Origin of the sequence: Devosia faecipullorum, from assembly GCF_015158295.1 — a bacterium.
Taxonomy (GTDB): Bacteria; Pseudomonadota; Alphaproteobacteria; order Rhizobiales; family Devosiaceae; genus Devosia; species Devosia faecipullorum.
Map to the genome: position 1 here is coordinate 475001 of NZ_JACDXV010000002.1, position 15730 is coordinate 490730.

15 protein-coding genes and 1 tRNA gene (1 of these 16 only partly in view) are annotated in these 15730 nt (G+C 62.3%); 8 read left to right on the top strand and 8 right to left on the bottom strand.

What is annotated here, in order from left to right; all coding sequences use genetic code 11:
- The 3 genes from H0482_RS08000 to H0482_RS08010 form a co-directional block, all read left to right on the top strand.
- Nucleotides 1–1886, top strand: the 3' portion of a protein-coding gene (locus tag H0482_RS08000; protein WP_193729509.1) for a mechanosensitive ion channel domain-containing protein. Its footprint begins 250 nt before the window's first position; 1886 of the gene's 2136 nt are visible here — the last part of the coding sequence; the start codon falls outside the window, past its left edge; the stop codon is at nucleotides 1884–1886.
- 168 nt (nucleotides 1887–2054) lie between these two features.
- Entirely contained in the window at nucleotides 2055–3260 is a 1206-nt protein-coding gene (locus H0482_RS08005) for a lytic murein transglycosylase (RefSeq protein WP_193729510.1), read from the top strand.
- A gap of 170 nt (nucleotides 3261–3430) precedes the next feature.
- On the top strand, nucleotides 3431–4429 hold the full coding sequence (locus tag H0482_RS08010) for an alpha/beta hydrolase (RefSeq protein WP_230989506.1): 999 nt from the start codon (nucleotides 3431–3433) through the stop codon (nucleotides 4427–4429).
- A 33-nt stretch (nucleotides 4430–4462) separates the two neighbouring features.
- On the opposite strand, the gene H0482_RS08015 is transcribed toward H0482_RS08010, so the two are convergent.
- The 5 genes from H0482_RS08015 to H0482_RS08035 form a co-directional block, all read right to left on the bottom strand.
- The gene (locus H0482_RS08015; protein ID WP_193729511.1) at nucleotides 4463–4876 is read right to left on the bottom strand and encodes a VOC family protein; all 414 of its coding nucleotides are present in this window, start codon (nucleotides 4874–4876) and stop codon (nucleotides 4463–4465) included.
- A 55-nt stretch (nucleotides 4877–4931) separates the two neighbouring features.
- Nucleotides 4932–5417 carry a bacterioferritin gene (gene bfr, locus H0482_RS08020; protein WP_193729512.1) on the bottom strand — a complete coding sequence of 162 codons (486 nt, stop codon included), beginning with the start codon at nucleotides 5415–5417 and terminating at the stop codon, nucleotides 4932–4934.
- A complete protein-coding gene (locus tag H0482_RS08025) occupies nucleotides 5383–5694 on the bottom strand; it encodes a (2Fe-2S)-binding protein (RefSeq protein WP_193729513.1) in 312 nt (103 codons plus the stop codon). Before H0482_RS08025 ends, bfr begins: the two co-directional genes overlap by 35 nt.
- Before the next feature lie 66 nt (nucleotides 5695–5760).
- Nucleotides 5761–6471 (bottom strand): DUF599 domain-containing protein, encoded by a 711-nt coding sequence (locus H0482_RS08030; protein WP_193729514.1) that lies wholly within the window; start codon nucleotides 6469–6471, stop codon nucleotides 5761–5763.
- Nucleotides 6472–6537: 66 nt separating this feature from the next.
- On the bottom strand, nucleotides 6538–7575 hold the full coding sequence (locus tag H0482_RS08035) for an aldo/keto reductase (protein WP_193729515.1): 1038 nt from the start codon (nucleotides 7573–7575) through the stop codon (nucleotides 6538–6540).
- A 221-nt stretch (nucleotides 7576–7796) separates the two neighbouring features.
- Here H0482_RS08035 and H0482_RS08040 point away from each other — a divergent pair.
- Nucleotides 7797–7873, top strand: a tRNA-Met gene (locus H0482_RS08040).
- 169 nt (nucleotides 7874–8042) lie between these two features.
- Here the strand turns inward: H0482_RS08040 and H0482_RS08045 are convergent.
- The 3 genes from H0482_RS08045 to H0482_RS08055 are packed head-to-tail and all read right to left on the bottom strand — an operon-like array spanning nucleotide 8043 to nucleotide 10844.
- The gene (locus tag H0482_RS08045) at nucleotides 8043–8816 is read right to left on the bottom strand and encodes an enoyl-CoA hydratase/isomerase family protein (protein ID WP_193729516.1); all 774 of its coding nucleotides are present in this window, start codon (nucleotides 8814–8816) and stop codon (nucleotides 8043–8045) included.
- Between the two features lies 1 nt (nucleotide 8817).
- On the bottom strand, nucleotides 8818–10353 hold the full coding sequence (locus H0482_RS08050) for a tripartite tricarboxylate transporter permease (RefSeq protein ID WP_193729517.1): 1536 nt from the start codon (nucleotides 10351–10353) through the stop codon (nucleotides 8818–8820).
- Nucleotides 10353–10844, bottom strand: coding sequence for a tripartite tricarboxylate transporter TctB family protein (locus tag H0482_RS08055; protein WP_193729518.1), 492 nt, complete (start codon nucleotides 10842–10844; stop codon nucleotides 10353–10355). Before H0482_RS08055 ends, H0482_RS08050 begins: the two co-directional genes overlap by 1 nt.
- 186 nt (nucleotides 10845–11030) lie before the next feature.
- Here H0482_RS08055 and H0482_RS08060 point away from each other — a divergent pair, with 186 nt between their 5' ends.
- The 4 genes from H0482_RS08060 (at nucleotide 11031) to H0482_RS08075 (ending at nucleotide 15511) form a co-directional block, all read left to right on the top strand.
- Nucleotides 11031–11990 carry a Bug family tripartite tricarboxylate transporter substrate binding protein gene (locus tag H0482_RS08060; protein WP_193729519.1) on the top strand — a complete coding sequence of 320 codons (960 nt, stop codon included), beginning with the start codon at nucleotides 11031–11033 and terminating at the stop codon, nucleotides 11988–11990.
- A 224-nt stretch (nucleotides 11991–12214) separates the two neighbouring features.
- Complete coding sequence (locus tag H0482_RS08065) at nucleotides 12215–13180, top strand: LysR family transcriptional regulator (RefSeq protein WP_230989507.1); 966 nt, start codon at nucleotides 12215–12217, stop codon at nucleotides 13178–13180.
- Nucleotides 13181–13310: 130 nt separating this feature from the next.
- Entirely contained in the window at nucleotides 13311–14528 is a 1218-nt protein-coding gene (locus H0482_RS08070; RefSeq protein ID WP_193729520.1) for a CaiB/BaiF CoA transferase family protein, read from the top strand.
- A gap of 8 nt (nucleotides 14529–14536) precedes the next feature.
- On the top strand, nucleotides 14537–15511 hold the full coding sequence (locus tag H0482_RS08075; RefSeq protein WP_193729521.1) for a D-2-hydroxyacid dehydrogenase family protein: 975 nt from the start codon (nucleotides 14537–14539) through the stop codon (nucleotides 15509–15511).
- Nucleotides 15512–15730: the final 219 nt, after the last annotated feature.

Genomic DNA, 15730 nt, shown 5'->3' on the forward strand with positions numbered 1-15730 from the left:
GCGCCTCGGCGACCTTGCGCTCCTTTGGCAGTGCTTTGGGCAATTTCCAGACCCTGTTCAGCGGCGGGGTCAGCGCCAATGCCGATGTGGTGCGCGACCTCGCCATCAATCTCAGCATCGTTCTGGCTGGCCTGTTCGGCTCGTTCTTCCTGTTGCGGCTGCTGACCAATGCACTGGCCCGGCGGGTCGCTGCGGATGCGCAGGGCAAGGGAGTGATGCGGCGACTGGGCGCGCTGCTATTGGTGGGATTGATCGAAGCGACGAGCATCCTGCTCGCCTGGGCCCTGGGCTATGTGCTGGCGCTCAATACCGGGGTCAATCCGAACGGGCAGATGGGCATCAACCAATCGCTGCTGTTGAACGCCTTCCTCGTGGTGGAGGCGAGCAAACTATTAATGCGGTTGTTCCTCGCGCCGCGCAGCGGCGGCTTGCGGCTCTTGCCGGTCGGAGATGAAAACGCCGCCTATTGGTCGTTCTGGACCGGAAGGCTGATTTCCCTGGTCGGCTATACATTCATGTTCGTGACGCCCCTGCTCAACGGCGTTGTATCGGTGGCGGCGGGCAATGCCGTGCAGGTGCTGGTGATGGCAACTTCGGTCACCATCGCCATCATCATCGTGTTGCAGAACAAGAGCGATATCCGCAATTGGCTCGCCGGCATTTCCGAGCGCCGCGACAATGACGGGATTGGGCGGCTGCTCGCCGCTTTTGGCCAGCATTGGCATGTCCTGGCCATCGCCTATCTGCTGACGCTGCTTGTGGTATGGTTCGCCAATCCCGAAGGGGCGCTGCCCTTCATGCTGGGGGCGAGCCTGCAATCGGCGATCGCCATCGGCATCGGTTCGCTGATCGCCGGCTTTATCGGCCGCTTCGTCAATGCCGGGCTCAGCCTGCCCGACGATGTGCGCCAACGACTGCCCCTGCTGGAAACGAGACTGCGGGCCTTCGTGCCCGGGGTGATGACCATTGTGCGCTGGGTGGTGATTTTTGGCGTGCTGGTGGCCATCGGACAGGCCTGGAGCCTGTTCGATTTCGTCGGTTGGGTCGGCAGCGACGAGGGCCTGGCGGTTGCCGGATCCATCGTCTCGGCGGCGCTGATCCTGCTGGTGGCCATCGTGCTGCATGTGGTGGTGGCGTCCTGGGTGGAATATCGGCTCAATACCAAAGTGGGGCGGGTGCCGACGCCGCGGGAAAAGACCCTGCTCAATCTGTTCAAGAACGCTTTCACCATTGCGCTGGTCGTCTTCGCGCTGATGCTGGCCCTGGCGCAGATCGGGGTGAATATCGCGCCGCTCCTGGCCGGTGCCGGTGTGGTCGGCCTCGCCATCGGTTTCGGCGCGCAAAAACTGGTGCAGGATATCATTACCGGCATTTTCATCCAGTTCGAAAACGTGATGAACGAAGGCGACGTGGTGGAAGTGGCCGGACGCTCGGGCACAGTGGAAAAGCTGACCATCCGCTCGGTGACTATTCGCGACATGAGCGGCACCATCCATCTGATCCCGTTTTCCTCGGTCGATCAGGTCTCCAATATGGTGCGCGGCTTTTCCTTCTATGTCGCCGAGGTCGAGGTGTCCTACGACAACGACATCGAATTGGTGAAGCAGGCCATGCGCGACGCCTTCGAGGTGGTGATGGAAAGCGAGCACAAAAATGTCATCCTCGACGATCTCGATCCGCCGGTGCTGGTGGCCTTCACGCAGACCTCGATGAAATTGCGCGCGCGCATCAAGACGCTGGCCGGCAAGCAATGGGGGGCAGGGCGGCTTTATTCGGAAACGGTGTGGCGGCTCTTTGCCGAACGCGGCGTGCGCAAGCCGACGCCGCGCGTCTCCTATGTGCCGGGCCTGCCGGCGCCCTGGAACGCCGATGAAGGGGGCAATTGAGCGGCAACGCTTTCGTGATCGTGATCCGCGCGCGCCGGGCTTTGCCTTAAGGCGATCTTAATTGAAGCGGTTAAAATTGAGACATGCGCCGCAGAGGGCGGCGGCGTTCGTCCAGGCGGCATGCGGGCCGGCGGACGTGATCCTGTCTTTGCGTATCATGAGGCCGAAATGTCCCTCTCGTTCCCATTTCCGTTCGCATTCCGCCAATGGGCCATGGCCATTGCCCTGTCGGTGAGCGTCATCGGCGCGGCACAGGCGAGCACCGCCGATTTCGTGCGGGGGCTCTGGCCCGAGGCCGAGCGGGCCGGGGTCAGCCGCCAGGCGTTCGAAGCGGCCTTTGCCGGCTATAATCCCATCCCCCAGGTGATGGAACTGACCAAAAAGCAGCCCGAATTCAGCCAGACGGTGCAGCAATATATCGACAAGCGCATCACCGCCGCCCAGGCCAGCAAGGGCAAGGCGATGCGCGGGGAATGGGCGCAGACGCTGGCGGGCGTGCAGCAGCGCTATGCGGTGCAGCCGGAGATCGTTCTGGCCATCTGGGGCATGGAGACCAATTTCGGCGGCTATATGGGTGGCAATAATACCATCCATGCGCTCGCCACCCTCACCCAGAACGGTTATCGCACCGACTTTTTCCGCAGCGAGCTGGTGACGGCTTTGCGCATCGTCACCGATGGCCATATCAGCCCCAATGCCATGGTTGGTTCCTGGGCCGGCGCGATGGGCCATACCCAATTCATGCCGTCGAGCTTCATGCGCTATGCGGTGGATTATAATGGCGACGGGCGCAAGGATATCTGGAATTCGGTGCCCGATGCCCTGGGTTCGACCGCCAATTATCTCAAGAGTTTCGGCTGGCGGCCGGGCGAAACCTGGGGCTATGAGGTCAAGCTGCCCAGCGGCTTCGATTTTGCTGCCGCCCGCAGCCTCGAAAAAGCCCCGCTCAGCCAATGGCAGCGGTTGGGCATTACCCGCGTTTCCGGCCGCGACTTTCCGCGCGCCAGCGATGTGGCCCGGCTCTATATGCCGGCCGGCGCCAATGGACCGGCATTCCTGCTCCTGCCCAATTTCGATGTGATCAAGCGCTACAACAATTCCGATTCCTATGCGCTGGCCGTAGGGCATCTGGCCGACCGCATCATTGGCGGCGGCGCTTTCGCGACACCGTGGCCGGCGGGTGATTATGCGCTCAGCAAGGCGCAGCGCGCCGAGGTGCAGACCCTGCTGGGCCGGGCCGGCTATGATGTGGGAACGCCCGATGGCGTGATCGGCCCCAAGACCCGGGCGGCGGTCATGGCCTATCAGCAGCGCATGGGCCTGCCGGCGGATGGCCATGTGTCCGGCACCCTGCTCGATCGGTTGAAGCGCTGAGGGCAAGGGTAATGTTCTATTAACAAAGTCGGCGCAGACTCAACGCGCTTAAGTAGAGGGCAGGCATGTAGCCGAGAAAAGGCGCGCCTGCCCTCGCCCATTTTGGCGTCATAATCTTCCCGGTTTCCTGCTTTATTCCATCCGTCAGATTCAGACAAAGATTTGATGCCATGTCTATTGTTCACCGCGTCCTCGCTACGCTTCTCATTCTCGTTTTCGCAGGGTCCAGCACGGCGTCCGCCGTCTCCATCATGGACCCGTTCAATATTCCCCAGGCCATGGATGGCGGCACGTCCAAGGTGGGGAACGGGGTGGCCTATGCCGATGGTCCCCGGCACAAACTGGACGTCTATGCGCCCGAGCAGCGCGGCAGCGCTGCCCCGGTCGTGTTCTTCATTTATGGTGGCGGCTGGAGCCGGGGCAATCGGGAAGAATATGAATTTGTCGGCCGAGCGCTGGCTTCGCGCGGTTTCGTCACGGTGATCGCCGATTACCGGCTGGTGCCGGAAGTGCGCTATCCCGGCTTCATCGAGGACAGCGCCCGCGCCCTGCGCTGGGTTCAGGACAATATCGCCAATTATGGCGGCGACCCCAACCGGCTGTTCCTCGCCGGACATTCCGCCGGGGCCTATAATGCGGTCATGCTGGCGCTCGATCCCTCATTCCGCCAGGAATATGGGGTGACCATGCCCATTCTCGCGGTGGGCGCGCTGTCGGGGCCCTATGACTTCTACCCGTTCGAATATTTCGAGGTGCAGGAAGCTTTCGGGCAGGCACCCAATCCCGAAGGCACTCAGCCGATCAACCTGATCACCGCCGAGGCGCCGCCCATGTATCTGGCCACCGGCACCAGCGATCCGATCGTGCGGATGCAGAATACCGAGCGCTTTGCCGACCGGTTGCGGGCGCAGGGCGTCTGGGTGACGACGCAATATTACGAAGGCTTCGGCCATATGGAGCCGGTGATCGCCATGGGAGCCTTGTGGCGCTGGCGCATGCCGGTGCTCGATGACGTGACCGGTTTCTTCCAGCGCTTCGGGGCGTTCCCGAGCGGGGTGCCCTATCTCGCCGTCGCCCCGGACGCGCCCGAAATGCTGCCCGATTCAGTGATGCCGACCGACGAGATCGTGCGCCAGATCAATGCCATGTTCCAGCCGATCGAAGATTAGGCTCCCGATCATTTCAGTATTCAGTGGAAACGCTCAGGTCTCGGGCGTGATGGTAATGGCGTCGGCGGAGCGCCGGCTGGGGCCGTGATAGACGGCCTCGACATTATTGCCGTCCGGGTCGATCACGAAACAGGCGTAATAGCCGGGATGGTAGTGCCGCTCGCCGGGCGCGCCATTGTCTTGTCCGCCGGCCTTGAGCGCCGCCGCGTAAAAGGCATCGACCATGGCCGGATCGCGGGCCTGGAAGGCCAGATGGACATGGGTGGGGATGGTGCGGGCATCGGCGGCGTCGATGAACAATTCATCGGCCTGGAGCCAGTTCTGGCCGGAGGCCGTGAGGGGAATGCCCAGAACCACGAGCACGGCCTCGTAGAAATATCGGGTATCGAGGAAATTGCGGGCGCGCAGATGCACGTGGTCGAACAGCCGACCGGTATGAAATTGCATGATCCTGTCCCTGAAACGGACAGCGCCCGAACCATGGGTCCGGGCGCATTGTCGTTTATTCGGCCTCGTCGGCGGGGGCGGCGTTGAGCTGGCCGTATTTTTCCGGCCCGATCTTTTCGAACAATTCGAGCTGGGTTTCGAGGAAGTCGATATGGCCTTCCTCGTCGGCCAGCAATTCCTCGAACAGGTTCTTGGAGACGTAATCGCCCAGCTCCTCGCAAAGCTCGCGGCTGGATTTGTAGGCGGCGCGGGCCTCGTATTCGCCGGCCAGATCGGCCTCGAGCACTTCCTTGATGGTCTGACCGATGCGCAGCGGCGCTACGCGCTGCAGGTTGGGATGGCCTTCAAGGAAGATGATGCGCTCGATCAGCTTGTCGGCATGGTGCATCTCTTCGATGGATTCGGCGCGTTCCTTGGCGGCCAGGCGCTTATAGCCCCAATCGTCCAGGAGCCGGAAATGCACCCAATATTGATTGACCGCGCCGAGCTCGAGGAACAGGGCTTCGTTAAGCCGCTCGATGACTTGTGCTTCGCCTTTCACGACGTACTCCAATCCGTTGCTTTTTGAGCTTTTCGAGCCCGGACTGGATCGTCACCAGCTCAGCGGGCTCATGGGCTTGCTGTGCATGGTAGTTTTCGGTGACGCGAACGATAATGTCCACCACATTCGGCACGCAGCCGGAGCATTTCGCGCGGCGATTGAGCTCGGCATAGACCTTGGCGGGAACGACAAGCTGCCAAGGATCGGCCTTGAGCAGATCGAGCACGATATCCTCGATCTCGGCCGAGGTAATCATATTGCACTGGCAGACGAGCATGGCGGGGGCCGGACAAGGACACTTCAACGCGGCGGACTAAACGCCCGTCAATGTTGAATGTCAACGTCATAAATTGTCACGCCGGGACGCCGCCTGCTCCTGGCGGTGACGGGCGGCGATCAAGGCCGCCGAGGCGGCGCTGCGATGGGCCGAGGAAAAGAATTCGCGATGGGCGAGGACCAGCACGGTGGCAAGGCACACCGCGACCCCGACCCATTCGGAGACGAACCAGGCAACGGCGGGAATGGAGAAATAATAGGCGCGGATGCCGCTGTTGAAATTGCGCGCGCCCAGCGCGTTCATCTGGGCAATGGCGTCGATTTCCTCGTCGCTGGTCACCCTATCATGGTCCAGCGCGCCCAGCATGATGCAGAAATGGTTGAACTGGCGCAGCGACAGGGTGAAGGCGAAAAAGGCCAGCACGAACATGGTGAGGAGCGTTGCCAGATGGATCTGCACGTCGAGCACCGAATAGGTGCGGTCGAAGGAGAGGGTGTCGAGCGCCTCCATCAGCGTCGGCAATTGGCCATAGACCGCGAAAACCGCCAGCACGAGCAGGACCGAGGTGGAGGCGAGGAAGCTGACCGAGCCCATCAGATTGCCGGACAGGATTGCATCGAACGGGGTTTCCCGCCGCGTGGCGTGGGCCACCCAGCGCCGCCGCTGCACATTCATGATGGTGGAGAGCGATGGCCGGAATTTCTCGACCTGGGGCACGATCACATTATAGGCAAGATAGGCCAGAAGCGGGAATATGGACGTCAATAGACTGGTCACGTTGGGCTCTCCGGCGCCGGCTTGTCCTTGCGATTATAGCGTGGCCCCCGGCCTTGGCGATATTGGCTAGATCGGGCGCGGATTGGCGCGATGGATGGCGTCGATGTCGGCCAGCACCTCGGGGGACAATTCCAGATCGGCCGCGCCGAGCACCTGCCGCAATTGGGTGGTGCTGGTCGCCCCGATAATGGTCGAGGCCATGAAGGGGCGGCTGCGGCAGAAGGCGATGGCCATTTGCACCGGGTCGAGCCCATGGCGCGCCGCCAGAGCGTGATAGTCCCGGGTGGCGCGATCCGAATGGGCGTTGAGCCGCCAGAAGCCCTTCTGGTACTCCCGGCGGCTGCCGCGGGGCGTGGCGTCATCGAAATATTTGCCGGTCAGCAGGCCCGCGGCCAGGGGCGAATAGGCGAGGAGCCCGACCTGTTCGTGATGGCTGAGTTCGGCCAGGTCATGGTCGAAAATGCGGCGGAGCAGGCTGTATTCGTTCTGGATCGAGACGATGCGGGGCAGGCCGTTCTGCTCGGCCAGCCGCAGCCATTGCGTCAGGCCCCATGTGGTTTCGTTCGAAAGGCCGATATGGCGGATCTTGCCCTCCCGCACCAGATCGCCCAGGGCGGCGAGCACCTCGGCGATATTGTCGAGCGCCCTGGCCGTTTCCTGGCCATGGGGGGCAAAGGTCCAGTAATTTTCGAAATTGTAATGGCCACGGCTGGCCCAGTGGATCTGGTAGAGATCGACATGATCGGTCCGCAGGCGCTTGAGGCTGGCTTCGAGCGCCTCACGCACCGAGTGGCGGTCCGGCACGGCGCCATTGCGGATATGGGCATTGCCGCCGCCGGCCATCTTGGTGGCCAGAACCCATTTATCGCGATCCCCATGGGCCGCGAACCAATTGCCGATAATGGTTTCGGTGCGGCCGCTGGTCCCGGGGCTGGCGGGAACGGCATACATTTCCGCCGTGTCCATGAAATTGATGCCGGCATCGCGCGCCATGGCGATCTGGGCATGCCCCTCGGCCTCGTCGTTCTGGCTCCCCCAGGTCATGGTGCCCAGACAGATATCGGTGACCGCAAGATCGCTGCGGCCAAGGGTTTTGAACTGCATAAGAAAATCCGGAAAAAGGCGGGTCAGGGGAAGGTGGCGGATGCTAAACCGGCCGGCCTGGCGATGGAAGCGATGGAGCGGTATTTGCCCATGATCTGGTCCCAGGGGAGAGAACTTTCCCCAGAATGTCAAAAAACCGTCACCAAGCGCTCAAGGGGGGTTGAGGTCTGGGAAATCACCCCCTATATAGCCCTCACACCGCGCCGAGGCGCCGTGTTTGACGCGGGATGGAGCAGCCCGGTAGCTCGTCAGGCTCATAACCTGAAGGTCGCAGGTTCAAATCCTGCTCCCGCAACCAATACACCCCTAAATGCTTCGGCGTTTAGGGGTGTTTCCTTTTTGACGATCAGCAATGGTGCAAGGGTGCAATTGGCTTCCGGTGCTGCGCGCAGCAAGACCTGATCGCGCATCAGATGCTCCATCGGAGCATCTGACTTGCAAATCATTCCTTATTGGCTGGTTCTGCCCTAGCGGCCGACAAATCGGGCGGGGCGCTTTTCCACGAAGGCGCGCTGGGCTTCGCGGGCGTCTTCGGTCTTCGAGAGGCCGACGGTCAGCGTCTGCTCGTAGCGATAGGCATCGCGCACCGGCATTTCCTTGACATTGATGAACGCCTGCTTGGCGGCCTGGACGGCGAGGGGGCTCTTGGCGGCGATCTCGCGGGCATAGGTCATTGCTTCCTCGATCAGTTTTTCGCCCGGAACAACCGCTTCGGCAATGCCCAGACGATAGAGCTCGGACGGCGGATAGCTGCGGCCGGTAAAATACATGGCCCGGGCGCGCGAGCGGCCAAAATGCTCGTTGATGAAGGCGGTGCCGCCCGCCAGGCCGACATTGACCTCCGGCATCTGGAAATTCGCCGTTTCCGAGGCCACGATGATGTCGCAGCTGAGCGCGAGCACGAAGCCGGCGCCGATCATCGGACCGTTGACGGCGGCGATCACTGGCTTGGGGCAATCGGCCACGGCGTCGAAGAAATTGCGCACGATGCGGTTGTTGCGCGCATATTCGCCGGCGCCCGCACTGATGCCGACACGCTCCTTGATGTCAGCGCCCGCTGAAAACACCTTGCCCGCGGCGGTGAGGATGATGACGCGCACCTCGTCGGCCTCGCCCAGGCTTTCAAAGATGGTGATGAGTTCTTCGCGCATCGGCCCGTTCTGGGCGTTGACCGGGGGGCGGTTGATGGTCACGGTCGCGATGTGGTCGGAAATATCCAGGGTATAAAACTGATAGCTCATCTTATTGTCCGATCTGGTCTGGCGTGGCCATGGTGGGAGCGGCCTTCGCCTTGCGCATGGTGCGGAAGGCCGAGACAAGGCTCCAAATGAGGAGGATGGCGCTCAAGGTCATCACGACCTTGGTGATGCCGCTGTCGTAGAAGGTGCCGAAACTGCCCTTGGAAAACAGCATGGCGCGCCGGAAATGTTCTTCCATCAGGGGGCCGAGGACGAAGCCCAGCAGCAGCGGAGCGGCGGGCAGATGCAGCACGCGCAACAGCCAGCCCAGGGCGCCGAAGAACAGCACGACGGCGATGTCGAAGGTCGAATTGCTCACCGTATAGGTGCCGATGGCGACGAAGGCGAGAATGGCCGGATAGAGCAGGTGATAGGGCACCATCAGCATGCGCACCCACACCCCGATAAGCGGGATGTTGAGGAAGACGAGGATGATGTTGCCGATCCAGAAGCTCATCACCAGTCCCCAGAAGACCTGCGGCTGATCGTTGATCAGCGAGGGGCCCGGTTGGATGCCGTGGATCATCAGTACGCCCAGCATCAGCGCCATCGAGGCGCTGCCGGGCACACCCAGGGCCAGAGTGGGAATGAAGGAGGTCATTTCCGCCGAATTGTCCGCGGATTCGGGCGCCATGATGCCTTCGACCGCGCCCTTGCCGAAGCGTTCGGGGGTCTTGGAGATGCGTTTTTCGAGCGCATAGGAGAGGAAGGAGGCTACGGATGGCCCGGTGCCGGGCAGGGTGCCGAAAAAGGCTCCAACCGAGGAGCCGCGCGCCATAGGCAGCCATGAACGGCGCAGGTCGTCGCGGGTCGGCTTCATCGCCTTGAAGCTGGCAGATTTCTTGTCGATGTCGCCGGCCTTGATGCGACCAATGCTGGAAATCACTTCGGCGACGCCGAACAGGCCCATGGCCAACGGCACCAGCCCGATGCCCTCGTAGAGCTCCAACATGCCGAAGGTGTAGAGCGGGGTGCCGGTATAGACGTCGGCGCCGATCGTGCCGAAGATGATGCCGATGACCACCATGGCCAGCCCCTTTAGGGCCGAGCCTTCGGAAATGGCAGAAGCGGCGATCAGGCCGAGCGCCATCAGCGCGAAATATTCGGCCGGGCCGAAGGCCAGGGCCCAGCGGGCGATGAGGGGGGAGAAACCCATCAGCAGCACGATGCCGAACGTACCGCCGACAAAGGAGGCGAGCGTGGTCAGCAGCAGCGCGACCCCGGCCCGGCCCTGCCGGGCCATGGGATAGCCGTCGAGGCAGGTCACGGCATTGGCGGGCGTGCCGGGAATATTGAGCAGGATCGAGGCGGTGCGTCCGCCATAGCCGGTGCCGTACCAGATGCCGGCCAGCATGATCAGCGCGGTTTCCGGCGCCATGTAGAAGGACAATGGAAACAGCATGGCCATCGACGCCATGGTGCCGACGCCGGGAATGACGCCCACCACCATGCCGATGACGACGCCAAGGGTGCAATATAGCAGATTGGTGGCGGACAGGGCGGTGCCCAGGCCCAGCCCGATATTGGCGACAAGATCCATCAGAATGGCCACTTCAGCATGATGAGCGGAAGGTTGAGGGTCTGCTTGAACAGCAGCCACACGAAAATCGACAGCGCCCCGGCAATCAGGGCGGGCATGAAGCGCCAATCGCGCCCGGGTTCAGCCAGAACGGCGGTATAGACGAGGGCGAAGAGCGCCGGCGCCGTGCCAAAGGCCGGCAGGATCAACATGAAGGCGGCCAGGCTCAGAAGCACGAAAATGCCGGCGCGCAGCGTATTGGGTTCTTCGTCCTCGCCGGCCGCATCCGTTTCGGGCGCGTCAGCGGGCTTGATGCGCGTATTCTTCAGGACGGGCAGGGCAATAAAAACACCGATGACGCACAGGATGGCGCCCAGCCCTACCGGGAACATGCCGGGGCCGATGCGGCGCAGCGTACCCATGTCGTAGTTGAAGTAGGCCCAGCCGCCATAGGCCAGGCCCAGGCCGATGAACAGCATTGCCGTCGTCAGCTCGAGTTTAAGTGCGCGCACGTTTCCCTCCGTTACGCTATTGAGCGCAGCGTCAGCATTTCTACCTTTTTCGGATTTCGGGCTTTGCCCTCGCAACCGCTAAAACCAAGAACATGCTTTGCGAAAATTGGAAAATGGGACCGTTCCTTTATGGGCTAAGCATTTCGCGTTTTCCCTTGTGACTTGTGAGGAGGAGTACTCGTCTTGTTGAAATTACTCAGTGTCGTGGGTCTGGCGACGGTCTTTGCCATGCCGACAATGGCGTTCGCGCAATTCCCCGATCGTCCGCTCAAGCTGATCGTCCCCTTCGCCGCCGGCGGTGGTTCCGATACCGTGGCGCGTATCTATGCTCCTGAACTGGCCAAGGCGCTGGGGCAGAACGTGGTGGTCGAGAATATTGCCGGAGCCGGCGGATCTGTCGGCGCGGCCGCAGGTGCCACAGCCACGCCTGATGGCTATACCCTGCTGATGGGCACGCCCGCCACCCAGATCACCGGCCCGCTGTTGCAGACGCAATTGCCCTATGATCCGGACAATGCCTTCGAAATCCTGGGCACGATCTTCGACTCGCCCAACCTGCTCGTCGTACCTGCGGATTCGCCGTTCCAGTCCATTGCCGATCTCGTGGCCGCCGCCAAGGCCAATCCCGGCGACATGGCCTATGCGAGCCCCGGCGTTGGTTCGAGCGCGCATATGGCGTCCGAATTGTTCAAGTTGATGACCGATATCGACGTCGAGCACATTCCCTATAAGGGAACCGGCGAATCCCTGCCGGACGTGATCGCGGGACGCGTGGACTATTCCATCGATTCCATGACCTCCATGTTGGCCTATGTCCGTACCGGAGAATTGCGCGCGCTGGGCGTGTCGAGCCTCAATGTCGATCCGCTGGTGCCCGATATCGCGCCGATTGCCGATGATGTGCCCGGTTTTTCGGCCACGGCGGTCAATTATTTCGTCGCACCGGCCGGCACGCCCGCCGATGTGCTCGAGCGTCTCCGCGCAGCCCATGACGAAGCCGTCGGTTCGCCCGAACTGGAAAAGCGCCTCAACGACCTGGGCATCACCCTGGTGCGCATGAGCCCGGAAATGCTGCAGGACAAGATCAGCACCGACAGGGCCAAGTGGGGCGACGTGATCGAAAAGGCCGGTATTCCGGTGCAGTAAGCGCAGGTTCGGGCATTGCCGCTGGACGGCGCAAGCGCCCGAACTTGACAATTTGACCCGGCCCGTCTCGTTTGGTGCGAGACGGGCCTTTGTCGTTTTCCCCGCGTCTTGCCAGAGGCGAGCGCGCTGGCCGGACGATATTGATCGCCCTCGATGATGAGTTTTGTGCGATAAGGGCGGCTGGATCGCCATATCGCATCGCAAGCATCGCCTGGAGGGTTTGTTTGACAAATGGGCGCAGCGGGGCCGCCCCGCAACTTGACCGTCACCGGATCGAAGACCTGCCGAGCCTGCGGGACATGGAATTGTTCGTCACCGTGGTGCAGGCGGGCAATTTCTCGGCGGCAGGCCGCCGGGTCGGTCTCTCGCCGGCCTCGGTGTCGCGCTATATCAATGCGCTGGAAGACAGGATGGGCGTACGGTTGCTCAACCGCACCAGCCGCAAGCTCTCGCTCAGCGATATGGGCACAGTGTTCTATCGGCGCGCCGAAGGCATTCTCACCGATGTGCGCGAAACCCACAAGGAAGTGACGCAGGAGCATGTATTGCCCCAGGGGGTGTTGCATGTGCATTCGCGCATGCTGGTGGGCCTGCGCTATATCGCTCCGGCGCTGCCGGCCTTTCTGGAAAAATTCCCCGATATCCATGTCGATCTGACGCTGTCCAACGACGACATCGACATTATCGAGAACAATATCGACGTCGATATCCGCATCGGTCAATTGGCGGATTCGTCGCTGATCGCGCGCAAGCTCATCACCAGCGACCGCATCATCTGCGCGACGCCCGCCTATCTCGAAGGGCGCCCGCCGATCCGTGTCCCCGACGATTTGCTCCAGCACAATTGCCTGACCTACAAGATCAATCTGGGCGGCGTCACCTGGCGGTTCCTGGCGCAGGACGGAACCCTCACCGAAGTGCCGGTGACCGGCAATATGCGCGCCAATAGCGGCCCGGCGCTGCATATCGCGATGATGGAAAATCTGGGCCTGTCGCTGATGCCGGGCTGGGCCGTAGCCAATGAGCTGGCAGATGGCCGGCTGGTGCGCATCCTGCCCGAATACCGGATCAGCTTCACCGCCTTCGAAAATGCCGTCTATGCGGTCTATTCGCCTAACAAGCACCTGCCGGTGAAGGCGCGCGTCTTTATCGATTTCCTGGCCGAGCATTTCCAGACCGTGAGTGTCTAGGCCCCGGTCTTTTCATTTCCTGCAACAAATCTAGTCGCGTTCTGCGCGTTATCCTTGCCCGGTAGCAATGCTAGCTCTTGCCCCCATATGGGGCAGCCGGCCTGCGCCAGAAATGGTCTTAGGAGTGCAGATGTCTGGCAATGTTCTCGAGGGAATCCGGGTTCTTGATTTTTCGCGCGTCTTTGCCGGTCCCGCCGCCACGCAGGTGCTCGGCGATATGGGCGCGCAGGTCCTCAAGGTCGAACCGCCCGGCGGCGATGAGGCCCGCTATTACGGGGTGACCAAGGCGCGGCTGGAACGCTTTGGCGGTGTCAGTCCCTCGTTTCTCGCCCTCAATCGCAACAAGCGCAGCCTCGAGATCGATCTGCGCACCGAGGAGGGCAAGGAGATCGCCCGCGCCCTGGCGCGGGATGTCGATGTCGTCGTGCACAATTACCGCCCCGGCGTGATGGAACGCCTCGGCCTGGGTTATGACGCGCTCCAGGCACTCAATCCGCGCCTCATTTATGCAGAATTCTCCGCCTTTGGCACGACCGGCCCGCTGGCCAAGGCCGGCGCCAACGATCTGGCGCTGCAGGCCCATAGCGGCCTGATCAGCATTACCGGGGAAGAAGACCGCTCGCCGGTGCGCTGCGGCTCCGCTATTGTGGACCTGCACGGCTCGCTTGCCATCGTCTCGGCCATCCTGGGGGCGCTGTTCCACCGGGTCAGTACCGGCGTGGGGCAGCGGGTCGAATCCTCGCTGCTGCTGAGTTCGGCGCATCTGATGAGCTATTTCTACACCGAATATTGGATGGACGGCGCCATGCACAAACCCATGGGAACGGCCAATCATCTGTCGGTGCCGAACCAGGCGTTCCCCGGCAGCGACGGCGAAGTGGTGATCATCGCCTCGACCAATGAAATGTGGCAGCGTCTGGTGGCTGCGCTGGGCCCCGAGGGCCTGGACGGTCCCGAATTCGCCGACGTCTTCGACCGCCGGAGCAATCGCGCGGCGCTGGTAAAGGCGGTTTCTGCCATCACCAGCACCAAGACCTGCGCCGAATTGCTGGCTATATTGGAAGCGGCCAAGGTCGTCGCCACCAAGGTGAACACGATCGGTGAGGCCGCAGACCATCCCCAACTCGCGGCGGTGGGGGGACGTGTCGAGCTGCCGGTCGGCGAGCACCGCATCGGCTCGGTAGCGACGCCCTTCAGCTTCTCCAATGCGCCGTCAGCGGAGGTCAGTTCGCCGCCGGTCCTGGGGGCCGATACCGATGAAGTATTGGCCGAGTTCGGTTTCTCCAGGGAGCGGATCGAGGCTTTCCGCGAGGCGGGCGCGTTCGGCCGGAGCCAGGCCAAGAATTAGGGTGTCCGATGAGCAATTCGCGCCTCAGATGCGTTGTCCTTGACGATTACCAAGCGGTCGCTGCCGCCATGGCGGACTGGGATCGTCTCGGTGCGCGGGTTGCGGTCGAATTCGAGAAGCGGGCCCTGACCGACGACGCGCAGGTGCTGGCGCGACTTGCCGATGCCGACATCATCGTTGCCAATCGCGAACGCACGCCGTTCGACGCGGCGCGGCTGGCGGCGTTGCCGAAGCTGAAATTGCTGGTCACCACCGGCATGGGCAATGCCGCCATCGACATGGAGGCCGCCAGCGCGCGGGGCATCATCGTATCGGGCACCGGCAATGCCGGCGCGCCCACCGCCGAATTGACCTGGGCGCTGATTTTGGGGCTCTCGCGCCAAATCGTGCGTGAAGCCAATGGCCTCAAAGAAGGCCATTGGCAGCAGACGCTGGGCATGGCGCTCAAGGGCAAAATTCTCGGCCTGGTCGGGCTGGGACGGGTGGGGCTCGCCGTGGCCGCAATCGGGCGCGCTTTCGGCATGCAGGTTATGGCCTGGTCGCCGCGCCTCGACGATGCCCGCGCCGCTGAAGCCGGGGTGCGCCGCGCCGCCAGTCTCGAAGAGACGTTCGAAAAAGCCGATGTGATTTCGCTCCATGCCACGCTCAACCCGGCCAGCCGGGGCCTGGTCGATGCCGGGCTGATCGGACGGATGAAGCCCAGCGCCTATCTGATCAACACCTCGCGCGCCGGTCTCGTGGATGAGGCCGCCCTGATTGCGGCGCTGAAGGCAAAAACAATCGCCGGGGCGGGGATAGATGTGTTCCACATCGAGCCCTTGCCCGCCGATCATGGCCTGCTCGCGCTGCCCAATGTGCTGGCGACGCCGCATCTGGGCTATGTGACCGACGACAATTATGCCGCCTATTTCGGCGATGCGGTCGAAAATATCGCCTCCTGGCTCGAGAACAGGCCGGTCCGTGTGCTGAATCCGGCTGTCTGAAGCGCGGCAAAGCGTCATGGTGCGGGGCGGGCCCCGCAGGGTTTGCACATTCTTCATTGCCGGGCGCTAGATTGAACGGTACTTTATCGATCCGTATAGGATCGCTTCCCGCGCGCAGGGGGCGATTGGTGTTTTGAGTTCGGGCGCAGCGCGGCGCTTTCTTCCCCTTTCGTGCGGGAACAGGGAAAGAAGGGCAGGATTTCTTGAGGCTGGTTCGGC

What these genes read in the sequence shown, in the direction of transcription:
- H0482_RS08010 (WP_230989506.1), top strand. Translation starts at nt 3,431, where the DNA reads ATGTCTATTGTTCACCGCGTCCTCGCTACGCTTCTCATTCTCGTTTTC.
- H0482_RS08070 (WP_193729520.1), top strand. Translation starts at nt 13,311, where the DNA reads ATGTCTGGCAATGTTCTCGAGGGAATCCGGGTTCTTGATTTTTCGCGC.
- H0482_RS08025 (WP_193729513.1), bottom strand. Translation starts at nt 5,694, where the DNA reads ATGCTCGTCTGCCAGTGCAATATGATTACCTCGGCCGAGATCGAGGAT.
- H0482_RS08035 (WP_193729515.1), bottom strand. Translation starts at nt 7,575, where the DNA reads ATGCAGTTCAAAACCCTTGGCCGCAGCGATCTTGCGGTCACCGATATC.
- H0482_RS08015 (WP_193729511.1), bottom strand. Translation starts at nt 4,876, where the DNA reads ATGCAATTTCATACCGGTCGGCTGTTCGACCACGTGCATCTGCGCGCC.
- H0482_RS08050 (WP_193729517.1), bottom strand. Translation starts at nt 10,353, where the DNA reads ATGGATCTTGTCGCCAATATCGGGCTGGGCCTGGGCACCGCCCTGTCC.
- H0482_RS08075 (WP_193729521.1), top strand. Translation starts at nt 14,537, where the DNA reads ATGAGCAATTCGCGCCTCAGATGCGTTGTCCTTGACGATTACCAAGCG.
- H0482_RS08045 (WP_193729516.1), bottom strand. Translation starts at nt 8,816, where the DNA reads ATGAGCTATCAGTTTTATACCCTGGATATTTCCGACCACATCGCGACC.
- H0482_RS08005 (WP_193729510.1), top strand. Translation starts at nt 2,055, where the DNA reads ATGTCCCTCTCGTTCCCATTTCCGTTCGCATTCCGCCAATGGGCCATG.